At 74.2% G+C, this 17,065-nt stretch carries 13 protein-coding genes and 1 pseudogene; 7 read left to right on the top strand and 7 right to left on the bottom strand.

The features are described 5' to 3' along the window. Position 1 precedes the first annotated feature (1 nt). The 4 genes and pseudogenes from O7602_RS19520 to O7602_RS19505 form a co-directional block, all read right to left on the bottom strand. Complete coding sequence (locus O7602_RS19520) at positions 2-2,455, bottom strand: helix-turn-helix domain-containing protein (RefSeq protein ID WP_281584079.1); 2,454 nt, start codon at positions 2,453-2,455, stop codon at positions 2-4. Positions 2,456-2,668: 213 nt separating this feature from the next. Then, positions 2,669-3,394, bottom strand: a complete 726-nt coding sequence (locus O7602_RS19515) for a DUF2306 domain-containing protein (protein WP_281584078.1) — start codon at positions 3,392-3,394, stop codon at positions 2,669-2,671. A gap of 155 nt (positions 3,395-3,549) precedes the next feature. Further along, positions 3,550-4,524, bottom strand: a pseudogene (locus O7602_RS19510) (glycosyltransferase family 2 protein); the annotation flags it as partial. Next, complete coding sequence (locus O7602_RS19505) at positions 4,499-6,322, bottom strand: hypothetical protein (protein WP_281584076.1); 1,824 nt, start codon at positions 6,320-6,322, stop codon at positions 4,499-4,501. The pseudogene O7602_RS19510 and the gene O7602_RS19505, both read right to left, overlap by 26 nt. A 253-nt stretch (positions 6,323-6,575) precedes the next feature. Between O7602_RS19505 and O7602_RS19500 the strand changes: the two genes are divergently transcribed. Continuing rightward, the gene (locus tag O7602_RS19500; RefSeq protein WP_281584075.1) at positions 6,576-7,829 is read left to right on the top strand and encodes a cellulose-binding domain-containing protein; all 1,254 of its coding nucleotides are present in this window, start codon (positions 6,576-6,578) and stop codon (positions 7,827-7,829) included. 61 nt (positions 7,830-7,890) lie between these two features. Here the strand turns inward: O7602_RS19500 and O7602_RS19495 are convergent, their stop codons facing one another. The 3 genes from O7602_RS19495 to O7602_RS19485 are packed head-to-tail and all read right to left on the bottom strand — an operon-like array spanning position 7,891 to position 10,805. Then, on the bottom strand, positions 7,891-8,265 hold the full coding sequence (locus O7602_RS19495; protein WP_281584074.1) for a YciI family protein: 375 nt from the start codon (positions 8,263-8,265) through the stop codon (positions 7,891-7,893). A 48-nt stretch (positions 8,266-8,313) separates the two neighbouring features. Then, positions 8,314-10,116 carry a HAMP domain-containing sensor histidine kinase gene (locus tag O7602_RS19490; protein ID WP_281584073.1) on the bottom strand — a complete coding sequence of 601 codons (1,803 nt, stop codon included), beginning with the start codon at positions 10,114-10,116 and terminating at the stop codon, positions 8,314-8,316. Beyond that, positions 10,113-10,805, bottom strand: a complete 693-nt coding sequence (locus tag O7602_RS19485) for a response regulator transcription factor (RefSeq protein WP_281584072.1) — start codon at positions 10,803-10,805, stop codon at positions 10,113-10,115. The genes O7602_RS19490 and O7602_RS19485 overlap by 4 nt, the downstream gene beginning before the upstream one ends. Before the next feature lie 101 nt (positions 10,806-10,906). Between O7602_RS19485 and O7602_RS19480 the strand changes: the two genes are divergently transcribed. The 6 genes from O7602_RS19480 (at position 10,907) to atzF (ending at position 17,055) form a co-directional block, all read left to right on the top strand. Next, positions 10,907-12,004: a peptidoglycan-binding domain-containing protein gene (locus O7602_RS19480; protein ID WP_281584071.1), complete on the top strand. Its 1,098-nt coding sequence runs from the start codon at positions 10,907-10,909 to the stop codon at positions 12,002-12,004. Then, positions 12,001-12,681, top strand: coding sequence for an ABC transporter ATP-binding protein (locus O7602_RS19475; RefSeq protein WP_281584070.1), 681 nt, complete (start codon positions 12,001-12,003; stop codon positions 12,679-12,681). Before O7602_RS19480 ends, O7602_RS19475 begins: the two co-directional genes overlap by 4 nt. After that, the gene (locus O7602_RS19470) at positions 12,678-13,856 is read left to right on the top strand and encodes an ABC transporter permease (RefSeq protein ID WP_281584069.1); all 1,179 of its coding nucleotides are present in this window, start codon (positions 12,678-12,680) and stop codon (positions 13,854-13,856) included. The genes O7602_RS19475 and O7602_RS19470 overlap by 4 nt, the downstream gene beginning before the upstream one ends. A gap of 14 nt (positions 13,857-13,870) precedes the next feature. After that, positions 13,871-14,446: a hypothetical protein gene (locus O7602_RS19465; protein ID WP_281584068.1), complete on the top strand. Its 576-nt coding sequence runs from the start codon at positions 13,871-13,873 to the stop codon at positions 14,444-14,446. Positions 14,447-14,493: 47 nt separating this feature from the next. After that, positions 14,494-15,159, top strand: coding sequence for a GntR family transcriptional regulator (locus O7602_RS19460; RefSeq protein WP_281584067.1), 666 nt, complete (start codon positions 14,494-14,496; stop codon positions 15,157-15,159). A 66-nt stretch (positions 15,160-15,225) separates the two neighbouring features. After that, the gene (gene atzF, locus O7602_RS19455; protein ID WP_281584066.1) at positions 15,226-17,055 is read left to right on the top strand and encodes an allophanate hydrolase; all 1,830 of its coding nucleotides are present in this window, start codon (positions 15,226-15,228) and stop codon (positions 17,053-17,055) included. Positions 17,056-17,065 lie beyond the last annotated feature (10 nt).

Below are 17,065 nucleotides of genomic sequence, written 5' to 3'. Positions count from 1 at the left end.
GTCACGAGGACGCGTCGGGCACGTGTGTCGTCGCCCGGGCGTCGGGAGACGCACCCGACGCCCGGGCCATCCGCTCGCGTACCCCCTCGACGTCCGGATGGCCCAGGCCGTCGAGGATGATCAGGGCCCGCCGCCAGGTGCGGAGCGCGCCGGCCCGGTCACCGGAGGAGTGCCGGCAGTCACCGAGCCGGGTCAACGTGTCGGCCTCGTCGTACCGGTCACCGATGCGCTGGTAGAGCGTCAGCGCCCGGCCGAAGCACCGGATCGCCCGGCGGTGGTGCCCGAGCCGGTCGTGGATGAGGCCCAGGCTGTCCCAGGTGTTGGCCTCCCCGTGCCGGTCGTCGGTGCGGCGCAGCAGCGCCAACGCCCGCTCGCAGTGCTCGCGCGCCGCCCCGTACCGGCCGAGCCGGGCGTGCGCCCACCCCATCGCGTTGCGGGCGCTGGCCTGCCCGGCCCGGTGGCCGGTGCGCTGGTAGAGCGCCAGCGCCCGCGCCGCGTGGTGCAGTGACTCCTCGTACCGGCCCAGCGTGTCCAGCATGGCGCCGAACGCCCGGTGGGTGCGGGCCTGCCCGCTGTCGTCGGCCAGGTCGGCGAAGATCGCCAGCGCGTTGCGGTAGTGGCCGGCGGCCTCCTCCTCCCGGCCCAGACGGACCAGGGCGCGGGCGAGGTCGCGGTGGGCGTTGGCCTGGCCGGCGCGTTCGCCCGCCCGCCGCGCCGCGGTCAGGGCGGTCCGCTGGGCGTCGGCCAGGTCCGACCAGCGTCCCTGGCGTTGCAGGAAGTCCACCAGGGTCCGGGCGAGCCGCCAGGCATGACCGTCGCAGCGGGTACGTTCGGCGTACACCACCGCCGCCAGGAGCACGCGGTACTCGGCGTGGAACCAGGCGAGTGCGTGCGCCGGGTCGGTGATCTCCTCGGGCACCACCCCGGGCGGGGCGTCGTCGAGTGGGGCCGGATCCCAGCCCGGTTGCAGCAGCACCGCGGCGGCGTGCGCGGAGTGCAGGTAGTGGTCCAGTCCACGTCGGATCGCCGCCTGCCGCTCGTCGTCCGGGTCGAGCCGCTCGGTCAGCTCGGCCGCGTACGCCCGCAGCAGGTCGTGCGCGCCGAACCGGCCGGGGGCGTGCTCGGTGAGCAGGTGCGCGTGGGCCAGTTCGGCCAGCAGCCGGGGCATCCGGGCGCGGGGCAGGCCGGCGAGGCTGGCCGCCGCCGGAATCCCGATCTCCGGGCCCGGGTGGCAGCCGATCAGCCGGAACAGCCGCGCCGCCGGTGGGGTCAGACTCCGGTACGACCAGGAGAAAACCGCCTGCACGTCGGTGCCGGCGTCCCCGGTGTCGAACGCGTCCGACAGCCGGGCCGCCTCGCGCAGTTCGGCGGCGAGGGTGGCGAGCGGAAAGGCCGGGTGCGCCGCGCCCCGGGCGGCGAGCACCGCCAGCGCCAACGGAAGCCGCGCGCAGCGCTCGACCATCTCGTCCACGACCTGCGGCTCGACCGTCAGCCGGTCCGCGCCCAGGCGTCGGGCCAGCAACTGCCACGACTCGGCGGCGCTGAGCAGCCCCACCGGGACCGACCGGGCGCCCTCGGCCGCGATCAGACCGGCGAGCCGGTTGCGGCTGGTGACCAGGACCAGGCAACCCGGGCTGCCCGGCAGCAGGGGCCGGACCTGCTCGACGTCGCGGGCGTTGTCGAGCAGCACCAGGATCCGGCGGTCGGCGAGCAGGCTGCGGTAGAGCCCGACCTGCGCGGACAGATGGACGGGCATCCGCTCCGGCGGCACCCCCAGCGCCTCCAGGAATCCGTGCACGGCCTCCGCCGGGGTCACCACCGCACCGGTGGCGTCGAAGCCCCGCAGGTCCACGTAGAGCTGGCCGTCGGGGAACCGTTCGGCGGCGCGGTGCGCCCAATGCACCGCGAGTGTCGTCTTGCCCACCCCGGCGGTGCCCGACAGGACCACGATCGTCGAGGCGGGCCCGCCGGCCGCCGGCCCGTCCCGGCCGTCGCCGGCGTCCAGCCGCGCCAACTGCGCCGCGCGGCCGACGAAGCCGGGCAGGGCCGGCGGCAACTGGCGCGGTACGGGCAGCCGTGCCGGCCGGGAGCGGGCCCGCCCGCCGCCGGCCCGTACCGCGGGTGTCTCCTCCCGGTCCGGCTGCCGTCGGGCCTCCTCCACCCGGTCCCGCGCGGTGGCCAGCGCCCCCTGCTCGGCGGCGGTCGCCCCGAGCAACCGGATCAGGATGTCGAACCGTTCCGTCGGCGGCAGGATGTTCCCGGCGAAGTACTCCCCGATCACCCCTCGCGACCAGCCGGTCTTCGCCGCCAGTTGCCGGTACGTCAACTGGGTCTCGCCCTGTTGCCGAGCCTCCCGGCGGCGCAGCTCGCGCAGCAGGCCGGCCAGTTCCGGCACGGTCCGGGCCGCGTCGGCGGCGTGGATCAGTGGACTCGCGGAGCGGTCCGTCGCGGTCACGCCCGGCGGTGTTCTCCGGGCACCACGACGCGCCACCTGATCGGACATCCGGCCTCCCCACCGGCCCCACCCGGCCGCCCACCGGGAGGGTAGGGCCGCGCACACGCAGACCCATAGACCCGCGCTGATGTACGACAGTTCCCTCCCGAAGGACGGGATCCGGCCGTGGCACTCCGCCATCGACGACACCAACACCGCGACGGCCTGCGCCGGTCACGTCCCCACCGGCCGGGTCCGGCCGCGGGCGGGGCCGCGCTCCAGCCACCATTCGGCGACCAGCAGGTTGACCACCCAGCTCATCCAGACGCTGGCGCCGGCCGCGGCCCGGATCAGGGCGTCCTGGTCGCCGCCGTAGGTCGTGTCGAGCTGGGGCGTCAGCAGGACGACGAAGAGGACCACCCAGAGCCGGTTCGCCACGATGGACAGGGTCAACGCGAAGCTGCGCACCATCCACCGGCGATGGTCGACGAACCGGCGTTGCCGCGCCATCCGGTAGCCGGCGACGGCGGTGGCCAGCCAGAGCACCGCCAGCATGGTGTTGCCGACCCGGGAGACGAAGCCGGTGCTGCTCAGCGGCGCCACCCCCAGCACGGCGACGCCGGCCGGGAAGACGCCACCGAAGAAGTACGCCCGACCCATCCACCGGTGGGCGACCGGATAGCGGCGGCGGAACCACGGCCACACCTGGAAACATCCGGCGAGCAGCGCCACCGAGCCGAACACGATGTGCGCGACGAGCAGCGGATAGTACTGCGGGTGGGCCTCCGGGACCGGCAACCGCGACCGGCTCGGATCGAACGTCAGGTAGGGCGGCAGCGCGTACCCGACGAAAACGATCGCGACCAGCAGCAACGGCACCGCCCAGCGCAACTGCCGGCGCACCCGGCGTCGACCGGCCGGCACGCCGGCCGCGGCCGGACTGTCGATCCTCGTGGGCATGTCGCCTCCCCGTGGCAGTGACGAACCTGATGGGGAGAACGATGCGCCGTCCGGGCCGCCGGATCAGCGGTGCAGGCTCCCGCATTCCCGGTGGTGCTGGCACCCGCTCCGCGAACCGGCGCCGCCGCCCGTGCGGAGACGCGGGCTCACCGCTCGGCCGGGCGCTCGGTCTCCTGCACCAGATAGTGCGGCCGGCGTTTGGTCTCGTAGTAGATCCGGCCGATGTACTCCCCGATCACACCCAGGAGCATCATCTGGATGCCGCCCAGCCCGATCACGCTCACGATGATCGTGGTGTAGCCGGGGACGTCGATGCCCTTCTCGACGGCGTCCGCGACCACCCAGGCCATGTAGACCACCGCGATGAGGGTGAGGAACAGGCCGCCGTAGATCGCCAGGCGCAGCGGCCGGTTGTTGAACGACAGCAGGCCGTCGAAGGCGTAGTTGAAGAGCTTGCCGAACGTCCACCGGCTCCGCCCCGCCTGCCGGACCTCGTTGCGGTGCGACACCACCACGGTCCGGAAGCCGATCCAGGAGAACATGCCCTTGGAGAACCGGTTGTACTCCGGCATGGTCAGGATCGCGTCCACCGCGAGCCGGGACAGCAGCCGGAAGTCCCCCGCACCGTCCAGCAGGCGCACGTCGATCCACCAGTTGATGGCCCGGTAGAACGACCGCGAGGCCATCGTGCGGACGAACCGGTCACCACGCCGGTCCCGGCGGGCGATCACCTGGTCGAAGCCCTGCCGGTAGAGCGTCACCATCTCGGGCAGCAGCCGCGGCGGGTGCTGGAGGTCGGCGTCCATGATGACGACCGCGTCGCCGGTCGCCCGCCGCAGGCCGGCGAGCATCGCCGCCTCCTTGCCGAAGTTGCGGCTCAGTGACGTGTAGTGGACGTTCGCATCGGCGGCGGCGAGCCGGCGCAGCGCCTCCAGGGTGCCGTCGGTGCTGCCGTCGTCGACGTACACCACCTCGACCTCCACGTCGGGTAGCCCGGCGAGCGCGGCGTGCACCGTCTCGTGCAACCGCTCCACCGACGCTTCCTCGTTGAAACAGGGCACCACGAGCGACAACCGTACGGTCGCCGTCCCGGCGCCGTCCCGGTCAGAGGCGGTAGACGAGCGCGCCATCGAGCTCCTCCCGGGTGATGCCCAGTCCGTCGACGGGTCGCGTCTCGATGCCCTCCCACGGCGTCCCCGCAGCTCGGCTCGGCACGGCCACCACCGAACGCACGCCGATCCCGCGCAGGTACGCCACGCTGCCCGGGTCGGGGAAGGACGCGATGGCGGCCTTGGTCTGTGCCTGGCTGACCGGCTCGAACCCGGCCAACCCGTTCGTCACCCGGGGGAATCCGTCGGTCGTCCACAGCATGTACGTCAGGTCGCCCACCCCGCCGGCGGGCAGCACCAGCATCGGTTCCGGTGCGGCCCGCATCGCCGCCGGGGGCGTCGGCACGGCCGGGTGGGGCGTGGTGTTGACCCCCTCCGCGGTGACCAGGCCCAGTGGCACCAGCAGGAGCAGCGGCATGAGGATCCGCGTGGCACGGCGGGGGGTGTGCCGCTCCGGCGACCCGTCCGGCGCGGTCGACGGGGCGTGCCGGCCCGGCGACTCGGCCAGCGCGGTCACCAGCCCGGCGGCCAGCAGGGCCAGCAGCAGGCTGGTCCAGTGCATCATCCGGCCCGGGGTGCGCAGCGCGTCCCAGCCCGGCAGGTGCGTGGACAACGTCAGGTAGCCGGGGTCCCCGTCCCCGCCGAGCGTGGCGCCCAGGCCCAGCAGCACCGTGCCGAGCACGCCGAGCCCGAGCGCGATCCGGCGCCGCAGCGGGTACGCCGAGACGATCAGCCCGGCCGCGGCGAGCCCGAGCACTGTCATCCCCGGCAGCAGCGCCATCTCCGGCGGCCAGCTCAACTGTTCGCGCGCGGCGGCGTGCCGTTCGCCCCACATCCACGAGTCGGCCGGCGCGGTGAGGAACCCCATCAGTGGTGGGGAGAACATCTTCGTCCAGTCCAACGTCCGTTGGGCCTGCGGGTTGAGGTCGACCACGCGCAGGAAGACCAGGCCCAGCAGCAGTGTCACGGTGCCGAACACGGCGCCGCCGGCCAGGTCCGCGAGCAGCAGCCGGCGGCCGAACGGTGGGCGTTCCCGCCGACGCCACCAGGACCAGCCGTAGCCGCCGGCCGCCACCAGCACCGCGGCCAGCAGGAAGTAGACCAGCGGCAACCCGATGCCGAAGCCGAGGGTGACCTGCCAGGCGGCGACGAGCCACCCGGCCAGTGCCCAGCCGGGCCGTCGCCGCTCCGGCCGGTATCCGTGGCGCAGCGACCAGCCGTGACCACGGGCCAGCATCGCCAGCGCGAGGGCGATGCCGCCGCTGGACAGGATGTTCAGGTGGCCGGAGTGCGCGAGCCGCCACGGCGCGAAGGCCCACGCGACCCCGGCGACCGCGCCGCCCCACCGGTTCGCCCCGAGCTGCCGCGCCAGCGCGTACGCCCCGAAGCACGCAAGCGCGTGCAGCAGCACGTACAGCACGTTGTACCGCACCACGGCCGCCTCGAATCCGGAGCCGAGCATCCCGATCGGGGCATATCCGAGAAGCGTGTCACTGTAGGCGTATGTGTATCTCTCGGGATAGAACGTGTTCGAATGCCAGAGATTGAGGGGCTCGTTGAGCAAGGCGTGTCCCGCCCAGGCGACCTGCCACGCCTGCAACGTCGGGTCACCGAGATCGCCCGGGATCGTGGTCGCCGGGTGTCGCATCGTCGGCCAGGTCAGCACCACCGCCAACAGCAGGCTGGCCAGGGCCGCGACAACCCATTCGGGGCGCGGTCGGCGTCGCCGGTCACGCCCGCTCGGTGACGCTCCGGCGGGGGTCTGTTCGGGGCTCGCGCTCTCGGTGGTGGGTCGAGCGTCGGCGGACCGGGCATTCATGGAATCGATGCTCCGCGATGCTATTGACGATGTCGATCAGTGTCCGAAGTGTGGACCAGGCTGCTTGATTGAATAGCAATATGTCAATAGATTGAGGGCGGGCACCGCCCGAGCCGGGCACATCGGTCATAGCACCGACCAATCCCTGTGGCGCACCGCCGCGCCGCAACCGGAGCGCGTCGTCGCACCGCGTCCGTCCAGGACGCGCGCCGCCGTGCCGCTACCGCCCCGCTCGATGGCAGAAGGACCCTCCATGACGATTCTCCGTGCCCGCCCCGCCCCGACCCTGGCCGCCGCCGCCGCGTTGGCCGCCGCCGTGGCCGCGACCGGAACGGCCCTGCTCACCGGCCCGGCCGCCGCCGCGCAGGGCTGCCGGGTCGACTACACGAACAACCAGTGGCCCGGCGGCTTCACCGCCAACATCAAGGTTTCCCCAGGCGACACCGCCGTCTCCAGCTGGACCGTCACCTGGACGTACGGCGGGGACCAGCGCGTCACGAACGGCTGGAACGCCACGGTCAGCCAGTCCGGGACGACGGTGACCGCACGTAACGTGTCGTACAACGGCAGCATCCCGGCCGGCGGCTCCACCGAGTTCGGCGTGCAGGGCACGTTCGCCTCCGGCGGCGGCGCACCCACCGGATTCACCCTGAACGGCGTGCCGTGCAACGGGGCCGAGCCGACCGGTGGGCCCACCACGATGAACCCGACCACCCCGCCCCCGACGACCGCGCCGCCCACCACGGCCCCGCCGACGACCGCGCCGCCCACCACGGCCCCGCCCACGACGGACCCGCCGACCACCGCGCCGCCGCCGGTCGGGTGCGCCGGGGCGGTGCTCTGCGACGGCTTCGAGAACCAGACCGGCTCGACGCCGTCCGGCGACTGGAGCGTGGTGAACCCGGACTGCTCCGGCGCCGGCACGGCCACCATCGACACGACCACCACCCACAGCGGCAGCCGGGCGGTCCGGATCAACGGCGCCGCCGGATACTGCAACCACGTCTTCATCCGGGCCACCAAGAACCTCGGCAGCGTGGGCAGTGTCCGGTACGCCCGGATCTGGGTCCGGCACACCACCGCCCAGCCCACCGACCACACCACCATGCTGGCGATGACCGACGCCGCCGACGGCAACAAGGACCTGCGGATGGGCGGCCAGAACGGCGCCATGCAGTGGAACCGCGCCTCCGACGACGCGACCCTGCCCGAACAGAGCCCGGCCGGCGTGGCGCAGAGCCTGCCGCTGCCCACCAACCGGTGGGCCTGCCTGGAGTTCATGGTGGACGGCTCGGCCGGTCAGCTCCGTACCTGGCTGGACGGGTCCGCGGTCGCCGGGCTGACCGCGGACGGCGCACCGACGCACGACATCGACGGCCAGTGGTACAACCGCACCTGGCGACCGCAGCTCACCGACCTGAAGCTGGGCTGGGAGAGCTACGGCGGTGGGTCGGACACCCTCTGGTACGACGACGTCGCGGTCGGGTCCAGCCGGATCGGCTGCTGACCCGGCGGGAACGTGGAGGGGTCGAGGGTGTGTCCCGGTGGACGGGGCGCACCCTCGACCGTCACCATCGCCGGTCGGCCCGGTACAGCATCGCGTCCAGCTCGGGATCGGGCAGGAGTTCCCGAACCTCCTGCGCGCAGCGGCAGCTCTCGGCGAACCGGGCGGCCCAGGCCAGCGCCTCCTCGCGGGACGCCACGTCGACGACCACGAACCCGCCGATGACCTCCTTGGTTTCCGGGTAGGGACCGTCGGTGACCATTCCGTCCGTGGCCACGACGCTCGCCTGCTGGCGTTCCAGTCCCGCGCCGAACACGAACACGCCGGCGTCCACGGCGTCCTGAGTCACCGCGTGCGTGGCCTTGCTCACCTCGGGCAACTCCTCGGTGGGGATGTGGTCCATCCCGCCGTCGTTGAACGAGATCAGATATCGCGCCATGCGTTGCTCCCGTCTCCCGGCGACCGTGCCCGGTCGCCCTCACCTGTGCTACGAACGAGTCACCCCGGGTTCGACGCCGCGCCGGCCGGATTCGCTCCCGATCGGCGCGACCCGCCCGTGCCCGGGCAGTCGCAGCGTGAAGGTGCTGCCCGCGCCCGGCGTGCTGACGGCGGTCAGGTTGCCCCCGTGCGCCTGGGCCAGCCGGCGGGCGATCGACAGGCCCAGCCCGCTGCCACCGGTGGCACGGGTGCGGGCCTTGTCGGCACGCCAGAACCGGTCGAAGACGTGCGGCAGGTCCGCGGACGAGAGGCCCACCCCGGTGTCGGCGACCTCGACGACGAGGTCGCCACCGTCGTCCCGGGCGCGCACCTCCACCCGGCCGCCCGCCGGGGTGTGCCGGATCGCGTTGCTGAGCAGGTTGCCCACGATCTGCCGGAAGCGGGCCTGGTCGACCACCGCCACCGGATCACCGGTGACGGTGCGCCGCACCGCGACGCCCACCCGGTCGGCGGCGCCCCGGTGCGCCTCGGTGACCTGGGCGAGCAGCTCGGCGACGTCGTGCTCGCCCGGGTGCAGGGCGAGCGTGCCGGCGTCGGCGTCGGCGAGGTCGGCGAGGTCGTCGACGATGTGCTGGAGCAGGCCCGACTCCTCCAGCAGCAGCCGCAGCATGTCCTGGTCGAGGTCGGCCAGCCCGTCCTGGCCGGCGGTCAGCCAACTGCGGATGTTGGTCAGCGGGCTGCGTAGCTCGTGCGCGATGTCGTTGACCATGGTGCGGCGCTGCGCCTCGCTGCGCTCGCTGCGTTCGGCGAGGTCGTTGAACGCGCCGGCCAGGCGGCCGATCTCGTCGTTGCGGGCGATCGCCACCGGCTCGGGCCGATGGGTGGCCCGATCCGCCGCGGCGGTGAGCGCCCGCAACGGCCGCACCAGGCGCATGCCGACGACGAGGGTCGCGGTGATCGCGACCAGCAGCACGAACCCGGTGGCCCCGGCGATCCGCAGCGTGCTGCCGGCGGACAGGTCGAACACCGGGGTCGGCGGTCGGGCGGGCCGGCTGAGGTAGAGGCGGGCCGGCTCGGCCACGTAGGGGCGGAGCTGCGCGCGCCGGGCCTCGTCCACGCAGTCCTGGGCGTCCACCCGGCTGGCCGGCGCCTCCGGGTCGTGGAACTGCCAGGTGAGGTCGTAGTCGAGGTCGATGGCGCCGATCCGACGCTCCCGTAGGCACGGGGTGACCCGGTCCCGCAGATCGCCCACCGCCAGTTTCTCGGTGCTGGTGGCCGTGGTCTCGCGGAACCGGCAGTCCGCCCGCGGTGTCGGGTTCCGCGAGCCCAGCCGCACCACCGCGCGACCGTTGGGCGCCTCGTGCACGGTCGCCTCGATGCCCTGCCGGCGCAGGCAGCTCACCCGCTGCTCGGCCAGCCGGTGCTGTTCGGCCCGCTCCCGCGGGGTCAGCTCGTACGGGCCGACCGCGCGGGGATCGATGACGCCGGAGGCGGCGCCGAGCGGGTCGACGACCGCCGTCGGCCGGTCCGGCGACGCGGCCCCCGGATGGGTCGCGGCGATCGGCGTCCCGTCGGTCGTGGTGAGTGTGACCTGCCGCCCGGTCTCCTCGCCGAGGGCCTGGACGGTCAACTCGACGCCGTCCCACGCCGGGTGGGTCGCCGCGTACCCGAGCAGCGTGTCGTAGATCCGCGAGTCGCCGGCCAGCGACTCGCCGCGCTCCTCCTGCGCCGCCCTGGTCGCGGTCTTCGCCGCCAGCCAGGCGGCGGTCGCCACCGACAGCACGACGATCAGCACCGAGGTGCCCAGCAGCCGCACCACCAGGCTGCGGTGCGGCGGAACGGGACGGCTCACCCGGCCGACCCGTCGACGAGCTTGTAGCCGACGCCGTGCACGGTCAGCAGGTAGGCCGGGCGGCGCGGGTCGCGTTCCAGCTTGCGCCGCAGGTTCATCACGTGCATGTCGACACCCCGGTCGGTGGCGTTCCGGTCCAGGCCGTTGATCCGTTCGACGAGCTGCGGCCGGGTGAAGACCCGCCCCGGCTCGGCGGCCAGCACCGCGAGCACGGCGAGCTCGCGGCGGGTGCAGGGGACGTCGACGTCGTCCATGCGTACCGTGTGTCCGGCCGTGTCCACGGTCAGCGCGCCCACCCGCAGCCCGGCCTCCCGCGGCGGACGCCGGGCCGCGCGCCGCAGCAGCGCCCGCACCCGGGCGACCAGCTCACGCGGGTCGTACGGCTTGGTCAGGTAGTCGTCAGCGCCGACCTCCAGCCCGAGCACCCGGTCGTCGGCGCCGGAACGCGCGGTGAGCATGAGGATCGGCACGTCGTACTCGACCCGGAGCACCCGGCACACGTCCCGGCCGTCGATCTCCGGCATCATCACGTCGAGCACGACCAGGTCGGGCACGCGCCGCCGGACGGCCGCGATGGCCGCGCGGCCGTCGGCGACCACCACCGGGTCCCAGCCGGCGGCCTGGAGGTAACGCCGCACGATCTCGGCCTGCCGGGGGTCGTCCTCCGCGATCAGGATTCTGGCGAGCACGGTCCGACTGTAGGACCCCCGACGACGCCGCCGGCGAAACCTGACAACCGCTCGACAAACCGCTGACCGGGTCCGGACGACTCCCGGCCACCGTGGTGGGCATGACGAGACGGGCAAGGGCGCTGGCGCTCGCCGCCGTGGTGCTGGCCGCCGGCGTCGCCGGCCAGGTCGTGGTGACCAGGTGGCTCGCTGCCGCCGACGAGCCGGTCCGGGCCGGGAAGCACGACAACGCGGCGGCGACCGTGGCGGTGGAGCGGACCGACCTGTCGACGGCGCGGACGATGCCGGGCACCCTCGGGTACGGGGTGCCGCGCACGATCCGGGCGACCGGCGGGACGGTGACCTGGCTGCCGGCCGTCGGCGCGGCGGTGAAGCGGGGCCGGCCGCTGTACCGCAACGACGACCGCCCGGTGACGGTCCTCTACGGAACTACGCCGCTGTTCCGCAAGCTGGACGGCCCCGACCTGGTCGGCCGGGACGTCCGGGTGCTGGTGGACAACCTGCGTGCCCTCGGCTACCGGGTCGGTGACGAGCCGAGTGGGAAGTCCGCCACGCTCACCGTCCGGCCCGGCGACGCGGTGCTCACCGCGCAGGTGGTCCGCGCGGTCAAGGCGTGGCAGAAGGACGCCGGCCTGCCGGCGACCGGCGTGCTCGACCCGGTGGACGTGGTCGTGCTGCCCGGCGCGGCCCGGGTCAGCCGGGTCACCGCCCAGCTCGGCGACCCGGCGACCGGTGACGTGCTCACCGTCACCGGCACGCGGAAGGTCGTCACCGTCGCGGTGCGGGCCGCCGAGCTGGGCTCGATCCGGCACGGTGCCACGGTCGACGTGGAACTGCCGGCCGGCGACACGACCCGGGGCCGGGTCACCCGGATCGACCGCGACGCCCGCAGCCCCGAGGCGGGCGGGGACGAGGACGCCACCGCCGCCGAGGTGACCGTGACCGTGGAGCTCGGGGACTCGGCGGCGGTCCGGAACCTGGACTCGGCGCCGGTGCAGGTGTCGTTCGCGGGGGAGAGCCGCCGGGACGTGCTCGCGGTGCCGATCGCCGCGCTGCTCGCGCTGCGCGAGGGCGGCTACGCCGTCCAGGTCGCGGGTGGACCGACGGTCGCCGTGGAGACGGGCATGTTCGCCATGGGCATGGTCGAGATCAGCGGCGCGGGCGTGGACGAGGGCACCCGGGTGGTCACCGCCTCATGACCGACATCGTCCTGGCGGTACGCGACGTCAGCATGGTCTACGGCGGCGCCGTGACCGCCCTCGACCGGGTCTCGCTCACCGTCGCCGACGGCGAGCTGCTGGCGATCGTCGGCGCCTCCGGCTCCGGCAAGTCGACCCTGCTCAACATCATGGGCACGTTGGACCGCCCGACCAGCGGCACGGTCCTCGTGCGCGGACACGACGTCGGCACGCTCTCCGACCGGCAGGTGTCCGCGTTACGCGGGCGCAGCATCGGCTTCGTGTTCCAGCAGTTCCACCTCACCGACGGCCTCACCGCCACGGAGAACGTCGGCACCGGGCTGCTCTACGCCGGCGTACCCCGGCGGGAGCGCCGCGACGTGGCCCGGGCGGCGCTCGACCGGGTCGGCCTCGGGCACCGGACGGAGCACCTGCCGCACCAGCTCTCCGGCGGCGAGAAGCAGCGGGTGGCGATCGCCCGCGCGTTGGCCACCCGGCCGGCCCTGGTGCTGGCCGACGAGCCCACCGGCGCGCTCGACACCGCGAACGGGCGGGCCGTGCTCGACCTGCTCCGCCGGCTCAACGCGGAGGGCGCCACGATCGTGGTGATCACCCACGACCGGGACGTCGCCGGGTCGCTGCCGCGCCGCGTCGAGATGCGCGACGGCGCCGTCGTCGCGGACACGAGGCCGGCATGAGGACCACGCGGCTGTCCCCCAGAGACCTTCTCGCCCTGGGCCTGGTGGGCCTGCGGGTACGCCGGGCGCGGGCCGCCCTGTCGGCGCTCGGCATCTCCATCGGCATCGCCACGATGGTCGTGGTGATGGGCATCCCGGCCGCCAGCGAGCAGGCCCTGATGCGCGACCTGGCGAAGCTCGGCACCAATCTGCTCCAGGCCAGCGCGCTGCCCGACCAGCAACCGCCGGCGGCGTTCGACGAGCACGCAAGCGAGATGGCGCGTCGGATCGGACCGGTCACCGACGCGGCGGCGGTGGCGAACACACGCAGCACCATCGCGCGCAACGACCGCGCGGACAACTCGGCGGCCACCACCGTGCTGGCCGCCCAGCCGCGACTGCTCGACCTCCTCGACGGCCACGTCCGGTCGGGTCGCTGGCTCGACGCCCCGACCGCGCGGTTCCCGGCCGTCGTGCTGGGCGCGGAGGCTGCGGGGCGGCTCGGCATCGAGACCCCGGCCGGCGGCCCGCAGCTCTTCATCGGCCGCCGCTGGTTCACCGTGACGGGCATTCTCGACCCGGTCCCGCTGGCCCCCGAGATTGATCGCGCCGCCCTCGTCGGCTGGCCCACCGCGCAGCGCGAGCTGGGCTTCGACGGTCGGCCCACGGTGGTCTACGTGCGTTGTGACGAGCCCGCCGTCGAAGCGGTCCGCGAGGTGCTGCCGGCGACCGTGATGCCGGGCCGGGCGGGCCTGGTCCGGGTCACCCGCCCCTCGGACGCGCTCGCCGCGAAACGCACCACCGAAACCACGTTCAGCGCGCTCTTCCTCGGCCTCGCCGGGGTGGCGCTGCTGGTCGGCGGCATCGGGGTGGCCAACACGATGGTCATCTCGGTGCTGGAGCGGCGCCGCGAGATCGGCCTGCGCCGGGCCCTCGGCGCCCACCGGGGCCAGATCCGCGCGCAGTTCCTCGCCGAGTCGGTCGCCCTGTCGTTGCTCGGCGGCGTCGTCGGCACCCTGCTCGGCGTCGCCGCGACCGTCGGGTACGCGGCGCACCAGGACTGGCCGCCGGTCATCCCGCCGGCCGCGCTCGGTGCCGGCATCGGCGGCGCCCTGCTCGTGGGCGTGGTCGCCGGGGTCTACCCGTCGATGCGCGCCGCTCGTCTCACCCCCACCGAAGCCCTCGCGTCCACCTGACGAAAGGTCCCCTCATGCGTACGAAGCTTCCCGTCGCCGTCCTCGCCGTCTCCCTGGGCGTCCTCGCCGGGTGCGCCGCGCTGCCGCGGAAGGCGGAGCCCGCCGGCCGTCCGGAGGTGGCGACGCTCGAGTCGTCGAGCGCCGCCGCTCCCGCCGCGACGGCGCCCGCTCCGGTGGCGCCGGTGATCCGACCGGACACCACGACCGAGGAGCAGAACCGGATGAACCAGCCCTGGTTGCAGTGCCTGAAGAAGGAGGGCGTGCCGACGCGCACCACGGCGGACGGGTTGCTGGATCTCGCCGGCGGCGACACCAACGAGACGAACGGGCGCATCCTGGCGAACGAACCGAGGTACGTGCAGGCGTGCGGGAAGCTTCGGCCGGTCCTGGCCCCGGAGTTGGACGAGGACAAGAACCCGTACTGGGCCGACGACAACGAGAACTACCACAGGTGCGTCGTGGCGAACGGCAAGCCCCTGGTCAAGAAGGACGGCAGGTGGGTGCCGGGCCCCGGCTTCAACGACTGGGCGCCGAACGAGGCGATGGAGTTGGAGTGCCAGGCGAAGTCCTTCGACGGCAGGAAGGGCTAGGAGCGGCCCGATCCGGACGGCGGGGTTCAGGTGGCAGACTCGGCGGCGTGAACGACGTGGCCGCATCGCCGACGGATGGCGAGCTGGAGAGTGTCAGCCTGGTGGACCTCGCCGTCACCCGGCTCACCCGGGAGATCCTCAGTGGCCGGAGCGACCCGGGCGAACGCCTGGTGGAGGAGCAGTTGACCCGGCGTCTGGGGATCAGCCGGGCACCGCTGCGGGAGGCGCTGCGCCTGCTGGCCCAGCAGGGGCTGGTCGAGCACGTGCCCCGCCGGGGGGCCCGGGTCGCCACCCTCTCGGACCGCGACGTACGGGAGTTGTACGAGCTGCGGGACGTGTTGGAGCGCTTCGCGGTGCGGGCGGGCGTCCCGGTGGGTCGGGAGAGCGACCTGGTCGGCCTGCGGGCGGCGCTGGACCGGATGCGGGAGGCGGTGCGGCTGGGCGACCGGATGGCGGTTGCCGGTGCGCACCGGGCGTTCCACGTCGCGCTCGTCGCGCTCGCCGGCAACCGGCAACTGTCGGCGGTGTACGACTCCATCCTGGTGAAGGTGCAGCTCTACATGGCGGTCAACCTGCGTCGCGAGGCGGAGCTGGCCCAGCCGTCGGACGGGGTGCACCGGCACGAGCGGCTGTTCGAGGCGGTCGCCGGGGGAGATCCGGAGGAGGTGCTCGCTGTGCTCTCCGCGCACGGCGCGCGCTCGTACCTCGGCTAGTCGCGCGTCACGGCGTCGTTACGAACCGCGCCGTCGTTCGTAACCATACTGTCGACAATCGACAGTATGGCAGAGCGAATCGACTCGATCGCGGCGCTGCGGGCGGCCTACCGCAGCGGCGCGACGAACGCCGCCGAACAGGCCGAACGTGTCCTGGCCGGGCTCGCCGGGCAGGCGGGCGGGCCGGTCTGGATCAGCACCGTCCCGGCCGGCGAGCTGCGGGCCCGCGCCGACGCGCTGACCCGCCACCCCGACCCCGCCGTGCTGCCGCTCTACGGCATCCCGTTCGCGGTCAAGGACAACATCGACGTCGCCGGCATGACCACCACGGCCGGCTGCCCCGACTTCGGCTACCGGGCCACCGAGGACGCGCCGGTGGTGCGCCGGCTGCTCGACGCCGGCGCGATGCTCGTCGGCAAGACCAACCTGGACCAGTTCGCCACCGGCCTGACCGGCTCCCGATCGCCGTACGGCCGTGGCGAGAGCGTCTTCGGCGGCGGCCTCATCTCCGGCGGCTCCAGCTCCGGATCGGCCGTCGCGGTCGCCGCCGGCCAGGTCAGCTTCGCCCTGGGTACGGACACCGCCGGCTCCGGCCGGGTGCCGGCGGCGATGAACGGGATCGTCGGCCTCAAGCCCACCCGGGGCCTGCTCAGCACCGCCGGCGTGGTGCCGGCCTGCCGCTCGCTGGACTGCGTGTCGGTCTTCGCCACCGACGTGGCGGACGCCGTCGACGTGCTGCACGCCGCCCGGGGCGTCTCGGCGGCCGACCCGTGGGGGCGCGCGCTGCCGGCGGACCGGGCGGTCGCCGGCGCGCCGGGGACGCTCCGCCTCGGGGTGCCCGGAGCGGCGGACCTCGACTTCTTCGGCGACCACGGGCAGGCCGACCGGTTCGACGACGGCGTACGGCGACTGGGCGCCCTGGTCGGCGGCGTGCGGCAGGTGCCGCTCGACGCCTTCTTCCAGGCGGGGGATCTGCTCTACCGGGGCCCCTGGGTCGCCGAGCGGCTCGTCGCGCTCGACGAATTCCTGCGGGCGCGCCCCGGGTCGGTCCTCCCGGTGACCCGGACCGTGCTGGAGACCGGCCGGGGCTACGACGCGATCGACGCCTTCCGGGGCCGGCACCGGCTCCGCGAGCTGGCCGCCCGGGTGGAGCAGCTCTGGCAGGAGATCGACGTGCTCGTGGTGCCCACCGTCGGCACGACGTTCACACTCGACGAGATCGCCGAGGACCCGATCGGGCGGAACCTGATCCTCGGCCGCTACACCCAGTTCGCGAACCTGCTCGACCTGGCCGCGGTGACCGTACCCAACGGGTTCACCGACGCCGGCCGGCCGGCGAGCCTGACCCTGGTCGGTCCCGCGTTCAGCGACCTCACCCTGGCCCGGCTCGCCGCCGCCCTCACCACCGGCGGCGACCCGGTGGGCGAGACCGCCGAGGGCGGCCCGGGGGCCGGGACCGCCGCGCCGCCCGCGTCGGCCGGCCCGCGCGCGGAGCTGCTGATCGCGGTCGTCGGGCGGCACCTGGCCGGCGAGTCCCGCAACGGCGAGCTGACCGGCCTCGGGGCCACCCTGGTCGGCGCGGCCCGGACCGCGCCGCTCTACCGGCTCTACCGGATGGACACCCCGGACGGCGAAGGGCTACCCGGCCTGGTCCGGGCCGCCCCGGCCGCCCCGGACGGGCGGCCGATCGACGTCGAGCTGTGGCGGCTGCCGGCGTCCGCCGTGGGCGGGCTCCTGGCCGGGGTGCCGGCGCCGCTCTCGCTCGGCTGGGTGCGACTGCACGACGGGCGGGACGTGCTCGGCTTCCTCTGCGAGGCGTACGCCGTGGGACCGCAGGTCGAGGACATCAGCGCAGCCGGCGGATGGCGGGCCTGGCGCCACGCCGCCCGGCGGTGAACGCGACCCC

The sequence above is a fragment of the Micromonospora sp. WMMD1128 genome (assembly GCF_027497235.1).
Lineage (GTDB): Bacteria > Actinomycetota > Actinomycetes > Mycobacteriales > Micromonosporaceae > Micromonospora.
Note: the sequence above shows the minus strand (reverse complement) of the source record. Positions and strands in the feature narration are given on the sequence as shown.

What these genes read in the sequence shown, in the direction of transcription:
- O7602_RS19515 (WP_281584078.1), bottom strand. Translation starts at nt 3,394, where the DNA reads ATGCCCACGAGGATCGACAGTCCGGCCGCGGCCGGCGTGCCGGCCGGT.
- O7602_RS19505 (WP_281584076.1), bottom strand. Translation starts at nt 6,322, where the DNA reads ATGAATGCCCGGTCCGCCGACGCTCGACCCACCACCGAGAGCGCGAGC.
- O7602_RS19500 (WP_281584075.1), top strand. Translation starts at nt 6,576, where the DNA reads ATGACGATTCTCCGTGCCCGCCCCGCCCCGACCCTGGCCGCCGCCGCC.
- O7602_RS19495 (WP_281584074.1), bottom strand. Translation starts at nt 8,265, where the DNA reads ATGGCGCGATATCTGATCTCGTTCAACGACGGCGGGATGGACCACATC.
- O7602_RS19480 (WP_281584071.1), top strand. Translation starts at nt 10,907, where the DNA reads ATGACGAGACGGGCAAGGGCGCTGGCGCTCGCCGCCGTGGTGCTGGCC.
- O7602_RS19475 (WP_281584070.1), top strand. Translation starts at nt 12,001, where the DNA reads ATGACCGACATCGTCCTGGCGGTACGCGACGTCAGCATGGTCTACGGC.
- O7602_RS19470 (WP_281584069.1), top strand. Translation starts at nt 12,678, where the DNA reads ATGAGGACCACGCGGCTGTCCCCCAGAGACCTTCTCGCCCTGGGCCTG.
- O7602_RS19465 (WP_281584068.1), top strand. Translation starts at nt 13,871, where the DNA reads ATGCGTACGAAGCTTCCCGTCGCCGTCCTCGCCGTCTCCCTGGGCGTC.
- atzF (WP_281584066.1), top strand. Translation starts at nt 15,226, where the DNA reads ATGGCAGAGCGAATCGACTCGATCGCGGCGCTGCGGGCGGCCTACCGC.